Source organism: Psychromonas marina, assembly GCF_030161115.1.
Classification (GTDB): domain Bacteria; phylum Pseudomonadota; class Gammaproteobacteria; order Enterobacterales; family Psychromonadaceae; genus Psychromonas; species Psychromonas marina.
Map to the genome: position 1 here is coordinate 158,633 of NZ_BSPQ01000004.1, position 15,186 is coordinate 173,818.

Annotated in this window: 29 protein-coding genes; 28 read left to right on the plus strand and 1 reads right to left on the minus strand. The window is 41.9% G+C overall.

Features of this window, described 5'->3' with window-relative positions; translation table 11 throughout:
- Positions 1-13: 13 nt before the first annotated feature.
- The 26 genes from rplD to rplQ all read left to right on the plus strand — a co-directional run bounded on the left by rplD (position 14) and on the right by rplQ (position 12,599).
- Positions 14-619: a 50S ribosomal protein L4 gene (rplD, locus tag QQK09_RS08185; protein ID WP_284203643.1), complete on the plus strand. Its 606-nt coding sequence runs from the start codon at positions 14-16 to the stop codon at positions 617-619.
- On the plus strand, positions 616-915 hold the full coding sequence (gene rplW, locus QQK09_RS08190; RefSeq protein WP_284203644.1) for a 50S ribosomal protein L23: 300 nt from the start codon (positions 616-618) through the stop codon (positions 913-915). Before rplD ends, rplW begins: the two co-directional genes overlap by 4 nt.
- A 12-nt stretch (positions 916-927) precedes the next feature.
- On the plus strand, positions 928-1,755 hold the full coding sequence (gene rplB, locus QQK09_RS08195) for a 50S ribosomal protein L2 (protein WP_284203645.1): 828 nt from the start codon (positions 928-930) through the stop codon (positions 1,753-1,755).
- Positions 1,756-1,769: 14 nt separating this feature from the next.
- Entirely contained in the window at positions 1,770-2,045 is a 276-nt protein-coding gene (rpsS, locus tag QQK09_RS08200) for a 30S ribosomal protein S19 (protein ID WP_101080515.1), read from the plus strand.
- An 8-nt stretch (positions 2,046-2,053) separates the two neighbouring features.
- Positions 2,054-2,389 (plus strand): 50S ribosomal protein L22, encoded by a 336-nt coding sequence (gene rplV / locus QQK09_RS08205; protein ID WP_284203646.1) that lies wholly within the window; start codon positions 2,054-2,056, stop codon positions 2,387-2,389.
- A 3-nt stretch (positions 2,390-2,392) separates the two neighbouring features.
- The gene (rpsC, locus tag QQK09_RS08210) at positions 2,393-3,079 is read left to right on the plus strand and encodes a 30S ribosomal protein S3 (RefSeq protein WP_284203647.1); all 687 of its coding nucleotides are present in this window, start codon (positions 2,393-2,395) and stop codon (positions 3,077-3,079) included.
- 12 nt (positions 3,080-3,091) lie between these two features.
- Positions 3,092-3,502 carry a 50S ribosomal protein L16 gene (rplP, locus tag QQK09_RS08215; protein WP_284203648.1) on the plus strand — a complete coding sequence of 137 codons (411 nt, stop codon included), beginning with the start codon at positions 3,092-3,094 and terminating at the stop codon, positions 3,500-3,502.
- Complete coding sequence (rpmC, locus tag QQK09_RS08220) at positions 3,502-3,693, plus strand: 50S ribosomal protein L29 (RefSeq protein ID WP_101109177.1); 192 nt, start codon at positions 3,502-3,504, stop codon at positions 3,691-3,693. Before rplP ends, rpmC begins: the two co-directional genes overlap by 1 nt.
- Positions 3,693-3,944 carry a 30S ribosomal protein S17 gene (gene rpsQ, locus QQK09_RS08225; RefSeq protein WP_284203649.1) on the plus strand — a complete coding sequence of 84 codons (252 nt, stop codon included), beginning with the start codon at positions 3,693-3,695 and terminating at the stop codon, positions 3,942-3,944. The genes rpmC and rpsQ overlap by 1 nt, the downstream gene beginning before the upstream one ends.
- 173 nt (positions 3,945-4,117) lie before the next feature.
- Entirely contained in the window at positions 4,118-4,486 is a 369-nt protein-coding gene (gene rplN, locus QQK09_RS08230) for a 50S ribosomal protein L14 (RefSeq protein WP_284203650.1), read from the plus strand.
- Between the two features lie 9 nt (positions 4,487-4,495).
- Complete coding sequence (rplX, locus tag QQK09_RS08235) at positions 4,496-4,810, plus strand: 50S ribosomal protein L24 (protein WP_284203651.1); 315 nt, start codon at positions 4,496-4,498, stop codon at positions 4,808-4,810.
- A 12-nt stretch (positions 4,811-4,822) separates the two neighbouring features.
- A complete protein-coding gene (rplE, locus tag QQK09_RS08240; RefSeq protein ID WP_284203652.1) occupies positions 4,823-5,362 on the plus strand; it encodes a 50S ribosomal protein L5 in 540 nt (179 codons plus the stop codon).
- Positions 5,363-5,372: 10 nt separating this feature from the next.
- Positions 5,373-5,678, plus strand: a complete 306-nt coding sequence (rpsN, locus tag QQK09_RS08245; protein ID WP_284203653.1) for a 30S ribosomal protein S14 — start codon at positions 5,373-5,375, stop codon at positions 5,676-5,678.
- A 26-nt stretch (positions 5,679-5,704) separates the two neighbouring features.
- Positions 5,705-6,097 carry a 30S ribosomal protein S8 gene (rpsH, locus tag QQK09_RS08250; RefSeq protein ID WP_284203654.1) on the plus strand — a complete coding sequence of 131 codons (393 nt, stop codon included), beginning with the start codon at positions 5,705-5,707 and terminating at the stop codon, positions 6,095-6,097.
- A gap of 10 nt (positions 6,098-6,107) precedes the next feature.
- Positions 6,108-6,641, plus strand: a complete 534-nt coding sequence (rplF, locus tag QQK09_RS08255) for a 50S ribosomal protein L6 (protein WP_284203655.1) — start codon at positions 6,108-6,110, stop codon at positions 6,639-6,641.
- 9 nt (positions 6,642-6,650) lie between these two features.
- A complete protein-coding gene (gene rplR / locus QQK09_RS08260; protein ID WP_101109185.1) occupies positions 6,651-7,001 on the plus strand; it encodes a 50S ribosomal protein L18 in 351 nt (116 codons plus the stop codon).
- A gap of 11 nt (positions 7,002-7,012) precedes the next feature.
- Positions 7,013-7,513 (plus strand): 30S ribosomal protein S5, encoded by a 501-nt coding sequence (rpsE, locus tag QQK09_RS08265; RefSeq protein ID WP_101080502.1) that lies wholly within the window; start codon positions 7,013-7,015, stop codon positions 7,511-7,513.
- A gap of 6 nt (positions 7,514-7,519) precedes the next feature.
- A complete protein-coding gene (gene rpmD, locus QQK09_RS08270; RefSeq protein WP_284203656.1) occupies positions 7,520-7,702 on the plus strand; it encodes a 50S ribosomal protein L30 in 183 nt (60 codons plus the stop codon).
- 2 nt (positions 7,703-7,704) lie between these two features.
- Positions 7,705-8,139: a 50S ribosomal protein L15 gene (gene rplO, locus QQK09_RS08275; protein WP_284203657.1), complete on the plus strand. Its 435-nt coding sequence runs from the start codon at positions 7,705-7,707 to the stop codon at positions 8,137-8,139.
- 5 nt (positions 8,140-8,144) lie between these two features.
- On the plus strand, positions 8,145-9,473 hold the full coding sequence (gene secY, locus QQK09_RS08280) for a preprotein translocase subunit SecY (RefSeq protein WP_284203658.1): 1,329 nt from the start codon (positions 8,145-8,147) through the stop codon (positions 9,471-9,473).
- Positions 9,474-9,512: 39 nt separating this feature from the next.
- Positions 9,513-9,626, plus strand: a complete 114-nt coding sequence (rpmJ, locus tag QQK09_RS08285; protein WP_005417265.1) for a 50S ribosomal protein L36 — start codon at positions 9,513-9,515, stop codon at positions 9,624-9,626.
- Between the two features lie 128 nt (positions 9,627-9,754).
- On the plus strand, positions 9,755-10,111 hold the full coding sequence (gene rpsM / locus QQK09_RS08290) for a 30S ribosomal protein S13 (RefSeq protein ID WP_284203079.1): 357 nt from the start codon (positions 9,755-9,757) through the stop codon (positions 10,109-10,111).
- A gap of 12 nt (positions 10,112-10,123) precedes the next feature.
- Complete coding sequence (gene rpsK / locus QQK09_RS08295) at positions 10,124-10,513, plus strand: 30S ribosomal protein S11 (RefSeq protein ID WP_019613697.1); 390 nt, start codon at positions 10,124-10,126, stop codon at positions 10,511-10,513.
- A 33-nt stretch (positions 10,514-10,546) separates the two neighbouring features.
- Complete coding sequence (gene rpsD / locus QQK09_RS08300; RefSeq protein ID WP_284203659.1) at positions 10,547-11,167, plus strand: 30S ribosomal protein S4; 621 nt, start codon at positions 10,547-10,549, stop codon at positions 11,165-11,167.
- Positions 11,168-11,192: 25 nt separating this feature from the next.
- On the plus strand, positions 11,193-12,179 hold the full coding sequence (locus tag QQK09_RS08305; RefSeq protein WP_101109192.1) for a DNA-directed RNA polymerase subunit alpha: 987 nt from the start codon (positions 11,193-11,195) through the stop codon (positions 12,177-12,179).
- A 39-nt stretch (positions 12,180-12,218) separates the two neighbouring features.
- Positions 12,219-12,599, plus strand: coding sequence for a 50S ribosomal protein L17 (gene rplQ / locus QQK09_RS08310; RefSeq protein WP_284203076.1), 381 nt, complete (start codon positions 12,219-12,221; stop codon positions 12,597-12,599).
- 184 nt (positions 12,600-12,783) lie between these two features.
- Here the strand turns inward: rplQ and oxyR are convergent, their stop codons facing one another.
- A complete protein-coding gene (gene oxyR, locus QQK09_RS08315; RefSeq protein WP_284203660.1) occupies positions 12,784-13,686 on the minus strand; it encodes a DNA-binding transcriptional regulator OxyR in 903 nt (300 codons plus the stop codon).
- Positions 13,687-13,770: 84 nt separating this feature from the next.
- Between oxyR and QQK09_RS08320 the strand changes: the two genes are divergently transcribed.
- Both QQK09_RS08320 and trmH read left to right on the plus strand, forming a co-directional pair.
- A complete protein-coding gene (locus QQK09_RS08320; protein ID WP_284203661.1) occupies positions 13,771-14,364 on the plus strand; it encodes a superinfection exclusion B family protein in 594 nt (197 codons plus the stop codon).
- Between the two features lie 126 nt (positions 14,365-14,490).
- The gene (gene trmH, locus QQK09_RS08325; protein ID WP_284203662.1) at positions 14,491-15,183 is read left to right on the plus strand and encodes a tRNA (guanosine(18)-2'-O)-methyltransferase TrmH; all 693 of its coding nucleotides are present in this window, start codon (positions 14,491-14,493) and stop codon (positions 15,181-15,183) included.
- The last annotated feature ends 3 nt before the right edge of the window (positions 15,184-15,186 follow it).

Consider the following 15,186-nt stretch of genomic DNA (forward strand, 5'->3'; position numbering starts at 1 on the left):
CAAGGAATTAGTAATGGAATTGGTATTGAAAGATGCACAAAGTGCACTTGAAGTTTCTGACGCTACCTTTGGACGCGAATTCAACGAGGCCCTAGTACATCAGGTAGTCGTTGCGTATGCAGCTGGTGCTCGTCAAGGAACTCGTGCTCAAAAAAACCGTTCTGATGTAAGCGGTGGCGGTAAAAAGCCATGGCGTCAGAAAGGTACGGGCCGAGCTCGTGCTGGTACAATCCGTAGCCCTATTTGGGTTGGTGGTGGTGTTACTTTTGCTGCGCGTCCTCAGGACCACAGCCAAAAAGTAAACAAAAAAATGTACCGTGGCGCAGTGAGAAGCATTCTGTCTGAACTTGTTCGTCAGGATCGTCTAATCGTTGTAGAGAACTTTAGTGTTTCAGCTCCTAAAACTCAGGAATTGAAAGCTAAGTTAAAAGAAATGGAGCTGAAAGACGTTCTAATCATTACTGAAGAATTAGATGAAAATCTATTCTTAGCAGCACGTAACCTATACAAAGTAGACGTTCGTGATGTGCAAGGTATTGATCCGGTAAGTCTTATTGCTTTTGATAAAGTAGTGGTAACTGCAGCTGCAGTTAAAAAGATTGAGGAGAGCTTAGCATGATTAGTGAAGCACGCTTATTACAAGTGATCCTAGCCCCACACATCTCTGAAAAGGGTACTTTATCTGCTGAAAACCATAACACTATGGTATTCAAAGTTGCTGGTACAGCAACTAAAGCAGAAGTTAAAGCAGCAGTTCAGAAACTATTTGAAGTTGAAGTGACTGGTGTTCGCACACTAAACGTGAAGGGTAAAACCAAGCGTACAGGTCAACGTATGGGTCGCCGTAGCGACTGGAAAAAAGCATACGTTACTCTGGCTGAAGGTGCAGACATCGATTTCGCTGGCGCTGAGTAGAGGAATTATTTAATGGCTATTGTAAAATGTAAACCTACCTCGCCAGGTCGTCGCCACGTTGTTAAAGTGGTTAATCACGAACTGCATAAAGGTAAGCCATACGCTCCACTTTTAGAGTCTAAATCTAAATCTGGTGGTCGTAATAATGGCGGTCGTATTACGGTTCGTCATATCGGTGGTGGTCACAAGCAACACTATCGTTTAGTCGACTTTAAACGTACTAAAGATGGCATCCCAGCAAAAGTTGAACGTTTGGAATATGATCCAAACCGTAGTGCAAACATTGCACTAGTACTTTACGCTGATGGTGAACGTCGCTATATCTTAGCTCCTAAAGGGCTAACTGCTGGTGATGTAATCCAATCTGGTGATGATTCGCCTATCAAAGTGGGTAACACTTTGCCTTTGCGTAACATCCCAGTAGGTACAACAGTACACGCTGTAGAAATGAAACCTGCTAAAGGTGCACAAATTGCACGTTCAGCTGGTGCATACAGCCAAATCGTAGCTCGTGATGGCGCATATGTAACTCTACGTTTACGTAGTGGTGAAATGCGTAAAATCTCTACTGAGTGTCGTGCAACAATCGGTGAAGTTGGTAATGCAGAACATATGCTACGCCAATTAGGTAAAGCTGGTGCTACGCGTTGGCGTGGTGTTCGTCCTACCGTTCGTGGTGTTGTAATGAACCCAGTTGACCATCCACATGGTGGTGGTGAAGGTAAAACTAGTGGTGGTCGTCACCCAGTTTCTCCTTGGGGTATGCCAACTAAAGGCTACAAAACTCGTAAGAACAAGAGTACTGATCAGTACATTGTTCGTCGTCGTAATAAGAAATAAGCAGAGGTATCGCCATGCCACGTTCTCTCAAGAAGGGTCCATTCATTGACCTACACTTGCTGAAGAAGGTAGAGAAAGCGATGGAAAGCGGAGAGAAAAAACCAATTAAGACTTGGTCTCGTCGCTCAATGATCATTCCAGATATGATTGGTCTAACCATCGCTGTCCATAACGGGCGTCAACACGTGCCAGTATTTGTAACCGACGAAATGGTCGGCCAGAAACTGGGTGAATTTGCACCAACTCGTACTTACCGTGGCCATGTCGCGGATAAGAAAGCGAAGAAATAGGAGTATTTATGGAAGCTTTAGCTAAACATTTATTCGCTCGTTCTTCAGCTCAGAAAGCGCGTTTGGTAGCAGATCAAGTACGTGGTCTATCAGTAGAAAAAGCACTAGAACTTTTATCATACAGCCCTAAGAAAGCAGCTGTATTGATTAAAAAAGTTGTAGATTCTGCAATTGCAAACGCTGAGCATAATGAAGGCGCTGACGTTGATGAGCTAGTTATCACAAAAATTTGTGTTGATGAAGGTCCAACAATGAAGCGCATCATGCCGCGTGCGAAAGGCCGTGCCGATCGCATCATGAAGCGTTCTTGCCATATCACAGTAGTGGTATCAGACAGGGGTTAAACAATGGGACAGAAAGTTCATCCTAACGGTATTCGCCTAGGTATCACTAAAGCATTTAGCTCTACTTGGTATGCAGGCACAAAGGATTTTGCAGATAACTTATTCAGTGATCACGAAATCCGTAAATTTTTAACAGAGAAATTGAAAAATGCTTCTTTGTCTAAAATTACTATTGAACGTCCAGCGAAAAGCGTACGTGTGACTATTCACACAGCTCGTCCTGGTGTTGTAATTGGTAAGAAAGGCGAAGATGTTGAGAAGCTACGTACTGCTATTGCTAAAATGGCCGGCGTTCCAGCTCAAATCAATATCTCAGAAGTTCGTAAACCTGAACTTGACGCAAAACTAGTAGCAGATTCAATCTCTTCTCAGTTAGAGCGTCGTGTAATGTTCCGTCGTGCTATGAAGCGTGCGGTACAAAATGCTATGCGTCTTGGCGCTAAAGGCATTAAAGTTCAAGTTAGTGGACGTTTAGGTGGAGCAGAAATCGCTCGTGCTGAATGGTATCGTGAAGGTCGTGTACCTCTACATACTCTTCGTGCGGATATTGATTACTCAACATCTGAAGCGTTAACTGTTTACGGTATCATCGGCGTTAAAGTTTGGATATTTAAAGGTGAAGTTCTAGGTGGTTTACCACTAGCAGTAGAACCTACACCGTCTAAACCAAAACGCAAAGGTCGCAAGTAGGAGTAATATCTAATGATGCAACCAAAACGTATGAAATTCCGCAAAATGTTCAAAGGCCGCAACCGTGGTCTTTCGAAAGGCGCGGAAGTTAGCTTTGGCGAATTTGGACTTAAAGCAGTCGGCCGTGGCCGAATCACTGCTCGCCAAATCGAAGCAGCACGTCGAGCAATGACTCGTCACGTGAAACGTCAAGGTCAAATCTGGATCCGAGTATTTCCTGATAAACCGATTACCGGCAAACCGTTAGAAGTTCGTCAAGGTAAAGGTAAAGGTAATGTTGAGTACTACGTTGCTCAAACTCAGCCAGGTAAAGTTCTTTATGAAATGGCAGGTGTTCCAGAGTCTTTAGCTCGCGAAGCTTTTGCTTTAGCAGCAGCTAAACTACCTCTAGCAACAACTTTTGTAACTCGTAAGGTGATGTAATGAAAGCTAACGAACTTAAAGATAAAAGTGTTGAAGAGCTGAATGCTGAACTTCTTAACTTATTACGTGAGCAATTTAACTTACGTATGCAGTTAAACACTGGTCAGTTAGAAAAGCCGCACTCAATTAAACAAGTGCGTCGTGACATTGCCCGTGTTAAGACAGTATTAAATCAGAAGGCAGGTGCGTAATGAGTCAATCTAATACTCGTACTCTTCAAGGTAAAGTAATCAGTGCAAAGATGGAAAAATCTATCGTTGTAGCTATTGAACGTAAAGTGAAGCACCCGTTATACGGTAAATTCATGAAGCGTACTACTAAGCTACATGCACATGATGAAACAAACCAATGTAATGAAGGTGACGTTGTGCTAATTAGCGAATGTCGTCCTCTATCTAAGAATAAATCTTGGACATTGGCATCAATCGTAACTAAAGCTTAATTTAATTTTTTATTAAATTTTCTATAGTTACATATGTATAAACGGCGCTCTTTTATGAGTGCCGTTTTTTTAGACTATCTTTCTCTAAAAGTTGGTGGTATATTACCGCACCCTAAGAAAATGGGTAAGCAACTCGAGAGAGTTTAGTTAATTGAAAATAGCGGAGCACTGTAATGATCCAGATGCAAAGTGTGCTTGACGTAGCCGATAATTCCGGCGCTCGACGCGTAATGTGTATTAAGGTCCTTGGTGGCTCGCATCGCCGTTATGCAGCAATCGGTGACATTATCAAAGTTTCTGTAAAAGAAGCTATTCCTCGCGGTAAAGTGAAGAAAGGTGATGTTCATTCAGCTGTGGTTGTGCGTACCAGAAAAGGTGTACGTCGTCCCGATGGTTCTGTAATTCGTTTTGACCGCAACGCTGCGGTTATGTTGAATGCAAACAACCAGCCAATCGGTACACGTATCTTTGGCCCTGTAACTCGTGAACTTCGTAATGATAATTTCATGAAGATTGTTTCACTGGCGCCAGAAGTACTGTAAGGAATCGAAATGGCAGCAAAATTAAAGCGTGACGATGAAGTAATTGTTATTGCCGGTAAAGATAAAGGTAAAACTGGGAAAATCTCTACAGTTTTAGCTAACGGTAAACTAATTATTGAAGGTGTAAACACTGTTAAGAAACACCAAAAGCCAAACCCACAAGCGGGCGTAACTGGCGGTATTATTGAACAGGAAGCACCAATCGAAGTATCAAATGTTGCGATCCTTAACTCGGAAACGGGTAAAGCGGATCGTGTTGGATTTAGACTTGAAGACGGCAAAAAAGTACGTTTTTTCAAATCTAATAATGAACTTGTGAAGTAACTGGAGTTTACGATGGCGAAACTGCATAATTTCTATAAAGACAACGTGGTGTCTGATTTGCAAAAGCAATTCGGCTACACGTCTGTTATGCAAGTCCCTCGAATAGAGAAAATCACCCTAAACATGGGTGTTGGTGAAGCACTGGCTGATAAAAAAGTCCTAGAGCACGCAGCGTCAGATATGGCTGCAATCTCAGGTCAAAAGCCAATGATCACTAAAGCACGCCGCTCAGTGGCAGGCTTCAAAATTCGTGAAGGCTACCCTATTGGTTGTAAAGTAACACTACGTGGTTCACGTATGTGGGAATTTTTTGAGCGTTTGGTAACAATCGCTATCCCACGTGTACGTGATTTCCGTGGCCTAAATGCTAAAGCATTTGACGGTCGTGGTAACTACTCTATGGGTGTTCGTGAGCAAATCATTTTCCCTGAAATTGATTACGATAAAGTTGATAAGATTCGTGGTTTAGATATCACAATCACTACATCAGCTAAGACTGACGAAGAAGGACGTGCTCTACTGACTGCGTTTAACTTCCCATTCCGTAAGTAAGGTGTAAATAATGGCTAAACAATCAATGAAAGCGCGTGAAGTAAAACGTGAGAAGCTTGTGGCTAAGTTCGCTGAAAAACGCGCTAACTTAAAAGCAATTATTAGTGGTGTTGACTCTAGCGATGAAGATCGTTGGAATGCAGTACTACAGCTTCAATCGCTACCTCGTGATTCAAGCTCTGCACGTCAACGTAACCGTTGTAACGTGACAGGTCGTCCACATGGTTATCTTCGTAAGTTTGGCATGAGCCGTATTAAGGTTCGTGAGCATATGATGCGCGGAGAAATCCCTGGCCTTAAGAAAGCCAGCTGGTAATCAATTAAATCACGGAGTAAATAGTTATGAGCATGCAAGATCCTATTTCGGATATGCTTACGCGTATTCGTAACGGTCAAGCAGCAAGCAAAGTATCTGTAAAAATGCCTTCTTCTAAGCAAAAAGTTGCAATCGCAGCTGTGCTTAAAGCAGAAGGTTACATAGCAGATTTCTCTGTTGCTGGTGACACAAAGCCTGAATTAGAAGTTACTTTAAAGTACTTCGAAGGCAAAAAAGTTATCGACACCCTAAAGCGAGTTTCTCGTCCAGGCCTACGTATCTACAAAGGTGCAAATGACTTACCAAAAGTTATGGCTGGTTTAGGTATCGCGATTGTTTCAACTTCTCAAGGTGTAATGACTGACCGTGCAGCGCGTAAAGCGTCTATCGGTGGTGAAATCATCTGTTACGTATCATAAGGAGTAGTCTATGTCTCGTATAGCTAAGGCACCGATTACTGTTCCTGCTGGCGTAGAAGTTAAAGTAAACGGTCAAGAAGTTACTGTTAAAGGTAACAAAGGCGAATTAGTTCGCACTCTTAATGATGCTGTAGTTGTTAAGCTAGAAGACGGTGTGGTTTCATTCGCACCAGTTGAAGGCGTTAAAAACGCGTGGGCACAAGCAGGTACTGCACGTGCTAACGTAAACAACATGGTTGTAGGCGTAACTGAAGGCTTTAAGAAGACTCTTCTTCTTCAAGGTGTTGGTTACCGTACACAGGTTAAAGGTCAAGATGTAAACCTAACTTTAGGTTTCTCTCATCCTGTCGTTTACTCATTACCTCAAGGTATTTCTGCTACGGCGCCAAGCCAAACAGAAATCATCATTGAAGGTTCTGACAAGCAACAAGTTGGCCAAGTAGCTGCAGAGATTCGTGCATTCCGTCCACCAGAGCCTTATAAAGGCAAGGGTGTTCGTTACGCTGATGAAAACGTGCGTCGTAAAGAAGCGAAGAAAAAGTAAGGTAAGAACATGGATAAGAAATCATCTCGTCTTCGTCGTGCTACTCGCACACGTAAGAAGTTACAAGAGCTTGGTGCTACTCGTCTAGTGATCAACCGTACACCTCGCCATACTTACGCGCAGGTAATTACAGCTGACGCATTAGTCGTAGCAAGTGCTTCTACTTTAGAAAAAGAAGTGCGTGCTCAAGTGAGCAACGGTGGTAACAAAGAAGCAGCTCAACTAATTGGTAAATTAGTTGCAGAGCGTGCGGTAGAGAAAGGAATTACTAAAATTTCTTTCGACCGTAGCGGTTTCCAGTACCACGGTCGTGTAGCAGCATTAGCTGAAGCAGCTCGTGAAGCTGGTCTTCAGTTCTAAGGGTAAAGATTATGTCTAAAGTAGAATCTCAAGCCGGTGATCTGAACGAAAAGCTAATCGCAGTGAACCGTGTTTCAAAAGTAGTTAAAGGTGGTCGTATCTTTAGCTTCACAGCACTGACAGTAGTTGGTGATGGTAGTGGCCGTGTTGGTTTTGGTTACGGTAAAGCACGTGAAGTTCCAGCAGCTATTCAAAAAGCTATGGAAAAAGCACGTCGCAATATCAGCGAAATCCAACTTAAAGGTAACACTCTGCAGCATCCGATCAAGGGTCGTCACTCTGGATCGAAAGTGTACATGCAACCAGCATCTGAAGGTACTGGTATCATCGCAGGTGGTGCAATGCGTGCCGTATTAGAAGTTGTTGGCGTACAAAATGTACTTGCTAAAGCTTACGGCTCAACTAACCCAATTAACGTAGTTCGCGCTACGCTTGATGCTCTAGAGAACATGAACTCTCCAGAACAGATTGCAGCTAAGCGTGGCCTAAGTGTTAATGAATTACTGGGGTAATTAAGCATGGCTACTAAAACAATTAAAGTAACTCAAACCAAAAGTGCAATTGGCCGTTTACCAAAGCACCGTGCAACAATGACAGGTCTAGGCCTTCGTCGCATCGGTCACACAGTAGAGTTGGAAGATACTCCATGTGTACGTGGTATGGTTAATAAAGTATTTTACATGGTTAAGGTTGAGGGGTAATTATGAAATTAAATACTCTATCTCCAGCAGCTGGTGCTAAGCACGCTGCTAAACGTGTTGGTCGTGGTATCGGCTCTGGGAATGGTAAAACTTGTGGCCGCGGTCATAAAGGTTTGAAATCTCGTTCAGGTGGTACAGTACGTCCAGGTTTTGAAGGCGGTCAAATGCCTCTTAAACAACGTTTACCAAAATTCGGTTTTACATCTCGTAAATCTCTTGTTAGCGGTGAAGTTCGTTTGAACGAAATTGCTAAAGTAGATGGCGAAGTTGTAACAATCGAAACGTTGAAGCAGGCAGGTCTACTTGTAAACACTATTAAGTTTGCAAAAGTAGTTCTATCTGGTGAGATCTCTCGTTCAGTTACAGTAAAGGGTCTTCGTGTAACGAAGGGTGCTCGTGCTGCAATTGAAGCTGCAGGCGGAAAAATCGAGGAATAATAGGAATGGCTAAGAAACCAGGGTTAGACCCTAAAGCAGTTCAGGGCAATAATTTAAGCGAACTTAAAACACGACTTCTGTTTGTTTTAGGAGCTATATTAGTGTTCCGTATGGGCTCTTTTGTTCCGATCCCTGGTATTGACGCCGCTGTCCTAGCTGACCTCTTTAACCAGCAGAAGGGTACCATCATAGAGATGTTTAACATGTTCTCTGGTGGTGCGCTTGAACGTGCATCTATATTTGCACTGGGTATTATGCCGTATATTTCGGCCTCTATTATTATCCAGTTGATGACTGTTGTTCATCCTCCTTTAGCTGAGCTAAAGAAAGAGGGTGAGTCAGGTCGTCGTAAAATAAATCAATATACACGTTACGGTACTTTGGTTTTAGGTACATTCCAAGCAATTGGTATTGCGACCGGTTTGCCAACGATGATGCCAGGTCTGGTTGAAAATCCAGGCATGGCATTTTATATCACGGCAGTTGTAAGCTTAGTAACGGGAACTATGTTCCTAATGTGGCTAGGTGAGCAAATTACTGAACGCGGTATTGGTAATGGTATTTCTATCATTATCTTTGTAGGTATTATTGCTGGATTGCCAAGTGCAATTGGGCAAACAGCTGAGCAAGCACGTCAAGGTGAAATTCATCTTCTAGTGTTATTAGCATTAACTGTTATCGTTTTTGCAACAACTGCTTTTGTAGTTTTTGTTGAACGTGGTCAACGACGTATCGTTGTTAACTACGCAAAACGTCAACAGGGCCGTAAGGTTTTTGCTGCGCAAAGCACTCACTTGCCATTGAAATTAAATATGGCTGGTGTTATCCCTGCAATCTTTGCCTCGAGTGTTATCTTATTTCCTGGTACAATCGCAGCTTGGTTTGGTCAGACTGAAGGTTTAGGTTGGTTATCCGACGTTTCTTTGGCTTTACAGCCAGGGCAACCGCTACATATGATGTTATATGCAGCTGCTATTATCTTCTTTTGCTTCTTTTATACAGCACTTACGTTTAATCCACGTGAGACAGCTGATAATTTGAAGAAAAGCGGTGCCTTTATTCCAGGTATACGTCCCGGAGAACAAACGTCACGTTACATTGATAAAGTGATGACTCGCCTAACTTTAGCTGGCGCGTTATATATTACCTTTATCTGTTTGATTCCCGAGTTTATGATGGTCGCGATGAATACGCAGTTCTACTTCGGTGGTACGTCGTTATTAATTATCGTTGTTGTTATCATGGACTTTATGGCACAGGTACAGACTCATTTGATGTCTAATCAATATGACTCTGTCTTGAAAAAAGCTAACTTAAAAGATTACGGCAAATAGCCTAATCTGGAAAAGTTATACTAACTACGGAGTGTTGCAATGAAAGTTCGTGCATCCGTTAAAAAAATCTGTCGTAACTGCAAAGTTATCAAGCGCAACGGTGTTGTGCGTGTTATCTGTGTAGAGCCAAAGCATAAACAACGCCAAGGCTAATCCAGATTTTGGATCAATTGCTTAGGTAGTGTTTACTGCCTAAGCTTATTTTGTTTGATAATTTATCATTTGTAGAGTATCCTACCGGGCTTTTCGCAAATGAACTGTTAACTTTTAAGGAGTGCATAGTGGCCCGTATCGCTGGCATTAACGTTCCTGATCATAAGCATATCGTTGTTGCATTAACTGCAATTTTTGGTATTGGTAAAACAAGCGCACAAAAAATCTGTGTTGCAACTGGTTTTGCTGAATCAACGAAGCTTAAAGATCTGGAAGAATCACAAATCGAAGCTATTCGTACTGAAGTAGCTAATTTCACCGTTGAAGGTGATTTACGTCGTGAAGTTTCTATGAACATCAAGCGTCTTATGGACCTTGGCTGTTACCGTGGACTTCGTCATCGTCGCAGCTTGCCTGTACGTGGACAGCGTTCTAAAACGAATGCTCGTACTCGTAAAGGTCCGCGCAAAGCAATCAAGAAATAAGGGTAAGAGATAATGGCTAAGACTCCAACTCGTGCTCGCAAGCGCGTTAAAAAGCAAGTTGCTGATGGTATGGCTCATATCCATGCGTCTTTCAACAACACAATCGTAACTATTACAGATCGCCAAGGTAATGCTCTTTCTTGGGCAACTGCAGGTGGTTCTGGTTTCCGTGGTTCTCGTAAATCTACTCCGTTCGCTGCACAGGTTGCTGCTGAACGTGCTGCTGAAGCAGCTAAAGAGTACGGTCTTAAAAACGTAGAAGTTTTTGTAAATGGACCAGGACCTGGTCGTGAATCTTCGATTCGCGCACTAAACGCGGCGGGTTTCCGTGTGACTAATATTACTGACGTTACACCAATCCCACATAATGGTTGTCGTCCACCAAAGAAACGTCGCGTTTAATCGCAACTTTCTAAGGTAATTGGAGAAAGAACAATGGCAAGATATTTAGGTCCTAAGCTTAAGCTTAGCCGTCGCGAAGGCACTGATTTATTTCTTAAATCTGGCGTTCGAGCGATCGATTCTAAGTGTAAAATCGATAACGCACCTGGTGTACATGGTGCGCGTAAACCTCGTCTATCTGACTACGGTTTACAACTACGTGAAAAGCAAAAAGTTCGTCGTATGTACGGTGTACTTGAAAAGCAATTCCGTAACTACTACAAAGAAGCAGCTCGTCTGCAAGGCAACACTGGTGAAAACTTACTTCAACTTCTTGAAGGCCGTTTAGACAATGTTGTTTACCGTATGGGTTTTGGTGCTACACGCGCTGAATCACGTCAATTAGTAAGCCACAAAGCTCTAATGGTTAACGGTACAGTTGTTAACATTCCATCTTTCAATGTGAAAGCTGGCGATGTTATTTCAATTCGTGAAAAAGCTAAAAAGCAAGCACGTATTGGCGCTGCACTTGAGATTGCTGGTCAACGTGAAACTCTTGGTTGGGTTTCTGTTGATACAACGAAAATGGAAGGCGCTTTTGTTCGTCAACCTGAACGTTCAGATTTATCTGCTGAGATTAACGAACAGTTAATCATCGAACTTTACTCTAAGTAAAGTTAACTGCTAAGAGAGGACACAAATGCAGGGTTCTGTAATTGATTTTCTAAAACCAAGATTAGTTGATATCGAACAAGTCAACGCAACTAGAGCTAAAGTGACTTTAGAGCCACTTGAGCGTGGTTTCGGCCACACTCTAGGTAACGCACTTCGTCGTATCTTATTATCGTCTATGCCTGGCACAGCGGTAACTGAAGTAGAAATTGATGGTGTACAACATGAGTACAGCACCAAGGAAGGCGTACAAGAAGATATCCTTGAGATTCTTCTTAACCTTAAAGGTCTAGCTGTTAAGCTTGAAGGTAAAAACGAAGTTCTAGTTAGCTTAACTAAATCTGGCGCTGGTCCTGTTACTGCAGGCGACATCATCCATGATGGTGATGTAGAGATAGTCAACCCAGAACATGTGATCTGTCATTTAACGGGCAATGCTGAAATCAGCATGCGTATTAAAATAGAATCAGGTCGCGGTTATGTTCCAGCTTCATCACGTATTCATACTGAAGAAGATGAGCGTCCAATTGGTCGTCTACTAGTAGACGCGACTTTCAGCCCTGTTGAGCGTATTGCTTACAATGTTGAATCAGCTCGTGTTGAACAGCGTACCGATTTAGACAAACTCGTTATCGATATGGAAACGGATGGCACGCTTGATCCGGAAGAAGCAATTCGTCGCGCAGCTACAATTTTAGCTGAGCAATTAGACGCATTTGTTGATTTACGCGAAGCAAGTACGCCAGTAGTTGAAGATGACAAACCTGAGTTTGATCCGATTCTTTTGCGCCCAGTAGATGATTTAGAGTTAACTGTTCGTTCTGCTAACTGTTTGAAAGCAGAAACGATTCACTACATCGGTGATCTAGTACAACGTACTGAAGTTGAGCTTCTTAAAACGCCTAATTTAGGTAAGAAGTCATTAACTGAGATCAAAGATGTTCTTGCATCACGTGGACTATCTCTAGGTATGCGCCTAGAAAATTGGCCGCCAGCAAGCCTAATCGAAGATTAATAAACCAATTTTCGAATAACGAATAATAAGGATTAAGTCATGCGTCATCGTCACAGTGGACGTCAACTTAACCGAAACAGCAGCCATCGTCAGGCTATGTTTCGCAATATGGCAAGCTCAATTGTTGAACATGAAGTAATTAAGACTACTTTACCTAAAGCAAAAGAACTTCGTCGTGTAGTTGAACCTTTAATTACACTAGCTAAAACGGATAGCGTTGCTAACCGTCGTTTAGCTTTTGCTCGCACGCGTGATAACGCGGTTGTAGCTAAACTATTTAATGAATTGGGTCCTCGTTACGAGGGTCGCCCTGGTGGTTACACACGTATCATTAAATGTGGTTTCCGTACTGGTGATAAAGCTCCTATGGCTTACATCGAGTTGGTTGACCGTCCAGTAGTAGCAGACGAAGAAGCGTAAGCCTCTTCTCAGTTACATTAAAAAGCCGAACGTAATGTTCGGCTTTTTTGTATCTGTAAGAAAGTAATTAGTTTTTAGCTGTCTGTCGTTAGCAAGTTCAAAATCAAACCCATACAAATACCTTTATACTTTGCATTTAAATTATAATGGTTTTTAGTGTGCACTAACCACTAACCACTAACCACTAATATTCATCCAATCTTGCTTGTACTGCTTTATTAATTAACTCTGCTAACTGATCAAAACATAGTTGTCTGACACTATTTTTACGGCTTAACAAACTGATAGTACGACTTGGGGACGGTGATTTAAAAGGGATGTACTTAACGCCCGATTGATGGCGATTAAGAGGAATCGCGAGTTGGGGCAATAACGTTAATCCATTATCTGCACTTATCATGTGACGCAGCGTTTCTAAGCTTGTAGCTTTAAAGCTATTATCTTCGATTGCACCCGCAGCAAAACAAAAACCCATTGCTTGATCGCGTAAACAATGCCCGTCTGCAAGCATTAATACATGCTCTCCACTTAATTCATGTAAATCGACTTCACGCTGTGTAGACCACTCATGCTGATCTGATAACGCTAATTCTAAGGGTTCTTCATATAAATTAACTTTCTTAAATGATTCCATTCCAGGTAGTAGTGCTAACATTAAGCAATCAAGATCTCCCTCTTCTAACTGTTTAAGTAATATGTGGGTTTGATTCTCATGAAGATATAGCTCCAAATCAGGAAAGGCTTCCTTGATTGCTGGAATTATAACGGGTAACAAATAGGGAGCAACTGTTGGGATTAAACCAATGTGTAAAGTACCTTGCATCGGTTCATTATGACTTTTTGCAATTTCTTTGAGGGATTTAGCTTCGAGTAAAATAGTCTTAGCTTTAGCCACTATCTCTAGACCTGCCTGAGTAAAGATAACCTTTCTAGATGAACGCTCCATTAACTGTACATTTAGTTCATCTTCTAGTTTACGAATTTGACCACTTAAGGTTGGTTGACTAACAAAACATTTTTCTGCCGCTTTACGGAAATGTTTTAACTCCTCAAGTGCAATCAAATATTCTAAATCTCTAAAATTCATATTAATTTTCCCGTATTTAAATACACTGGCATACCTTTTGCTTTATATGCGTCGTGACAACAATTTTTTGGCAAGGAGCTTATTATGATGCAATTATTTCAACGTGTAAAAGATCAGCAAAGTATTACACTGACAATGGCTTGGATGTGCATCGCTTGTGCATCGCTATTGATTGCACCACCTTCTGTAGCACAATTTTCTGATGCGGTTAGTTGGTCAGACAGTTATACCCCTTATATTTTTACATTAACACTATTAACAGGCTCTTTCTTAATTGCGCGTGCCGTTATTTGGCTTTTCAGTTATTTAAAAACCGAAGTTTGTAAACGAAAAGAGTGCACAAGTCGTAGCTTGATGATCCGTCGTTTAGACTTTCAAGAAAAAGCAGTATTACGTGAGTTTATTATCCAACAAAAAAATGTGTTAGCACTGCCAATGCGTGAACTAGCCGTTAGTAACCTACTTAAGTCAGGTGTATTGGTACCTGCATTTGAGACCCAAGAGATCAAAGGCAGTGGGCGTATTATTAAACTATCTATCGCGGTTGATGCTCGTGAATTATTAACCTATCGTGTACTTGGTTTACCTGCCGGTAAATTGACGGAAGAACAAGCTAATCAGCTTAAAGCTGCGAGACCAGATTATGCGCGTAGTAATTACATTGCGTTGCGAGATTAAATTAAATCCAGACAGCTTTCTATCTTGTTAATATCAACAGTTAACATGTTTAACGAAAGAGGCGCTTTGCCTCTTTTCTGATCTGCTTTATAATAGCTATTTTGAACATTTTATTTGAGAGTTATTATGTCCCCTGAACGCTTTGCTCGTATTACTAGCATGCTAGAACATCGCCAACCTGAATTAACCGTTTTATTAGAGCGAGTTCATAAACCGCATAACCTCGCAGCTATTGTTCGCACTGCTGACGCTGTTGGCGTAAGTGATGTGCATGCAACTTGGGAAGATAAAGCGATGCGTCTTGCTGGCAATAAAAGTGCGACAGGAAGTCAAAACTGGGTAAATGTTCATTCTCACGAAACAACTGCTGAGGCAATACAGGCATTACGTGATCAAGGCATGCAGATAATTGCGACTAATCTGTCTGACAACGCAATAGATTTTCGAGAAGTTGATTATACTAAGCCAACGGCTATTTTATTAGGCCAAGAAAAAACGGGCATAAGTGATGAGGCGCTAGAGCTTGCTGATCAAGACGTTATTATTCCAATGGTAGGTATGTGTCAATCTTTAAACGTCTCTGTTGCCTCTGCTTTAATATTGTATGAAGCGCAGCGTCAGCGTGAGCAAGCTGGAATGTATAAGGGCGAATGTCGATTAGCAGCACAAGAGTCTCACCGTATCCTGTTTGAAGGTGGTCATCCTATTTTCACTAAATTGTGCAAAGAGAAGAAGTTACCTTATCCACCACTTGATGATGAGGGGCAAATTGATGCTTCTGATGACTGGTGGGAAGCGATTCGTTCTACTAAAAAATAGGAA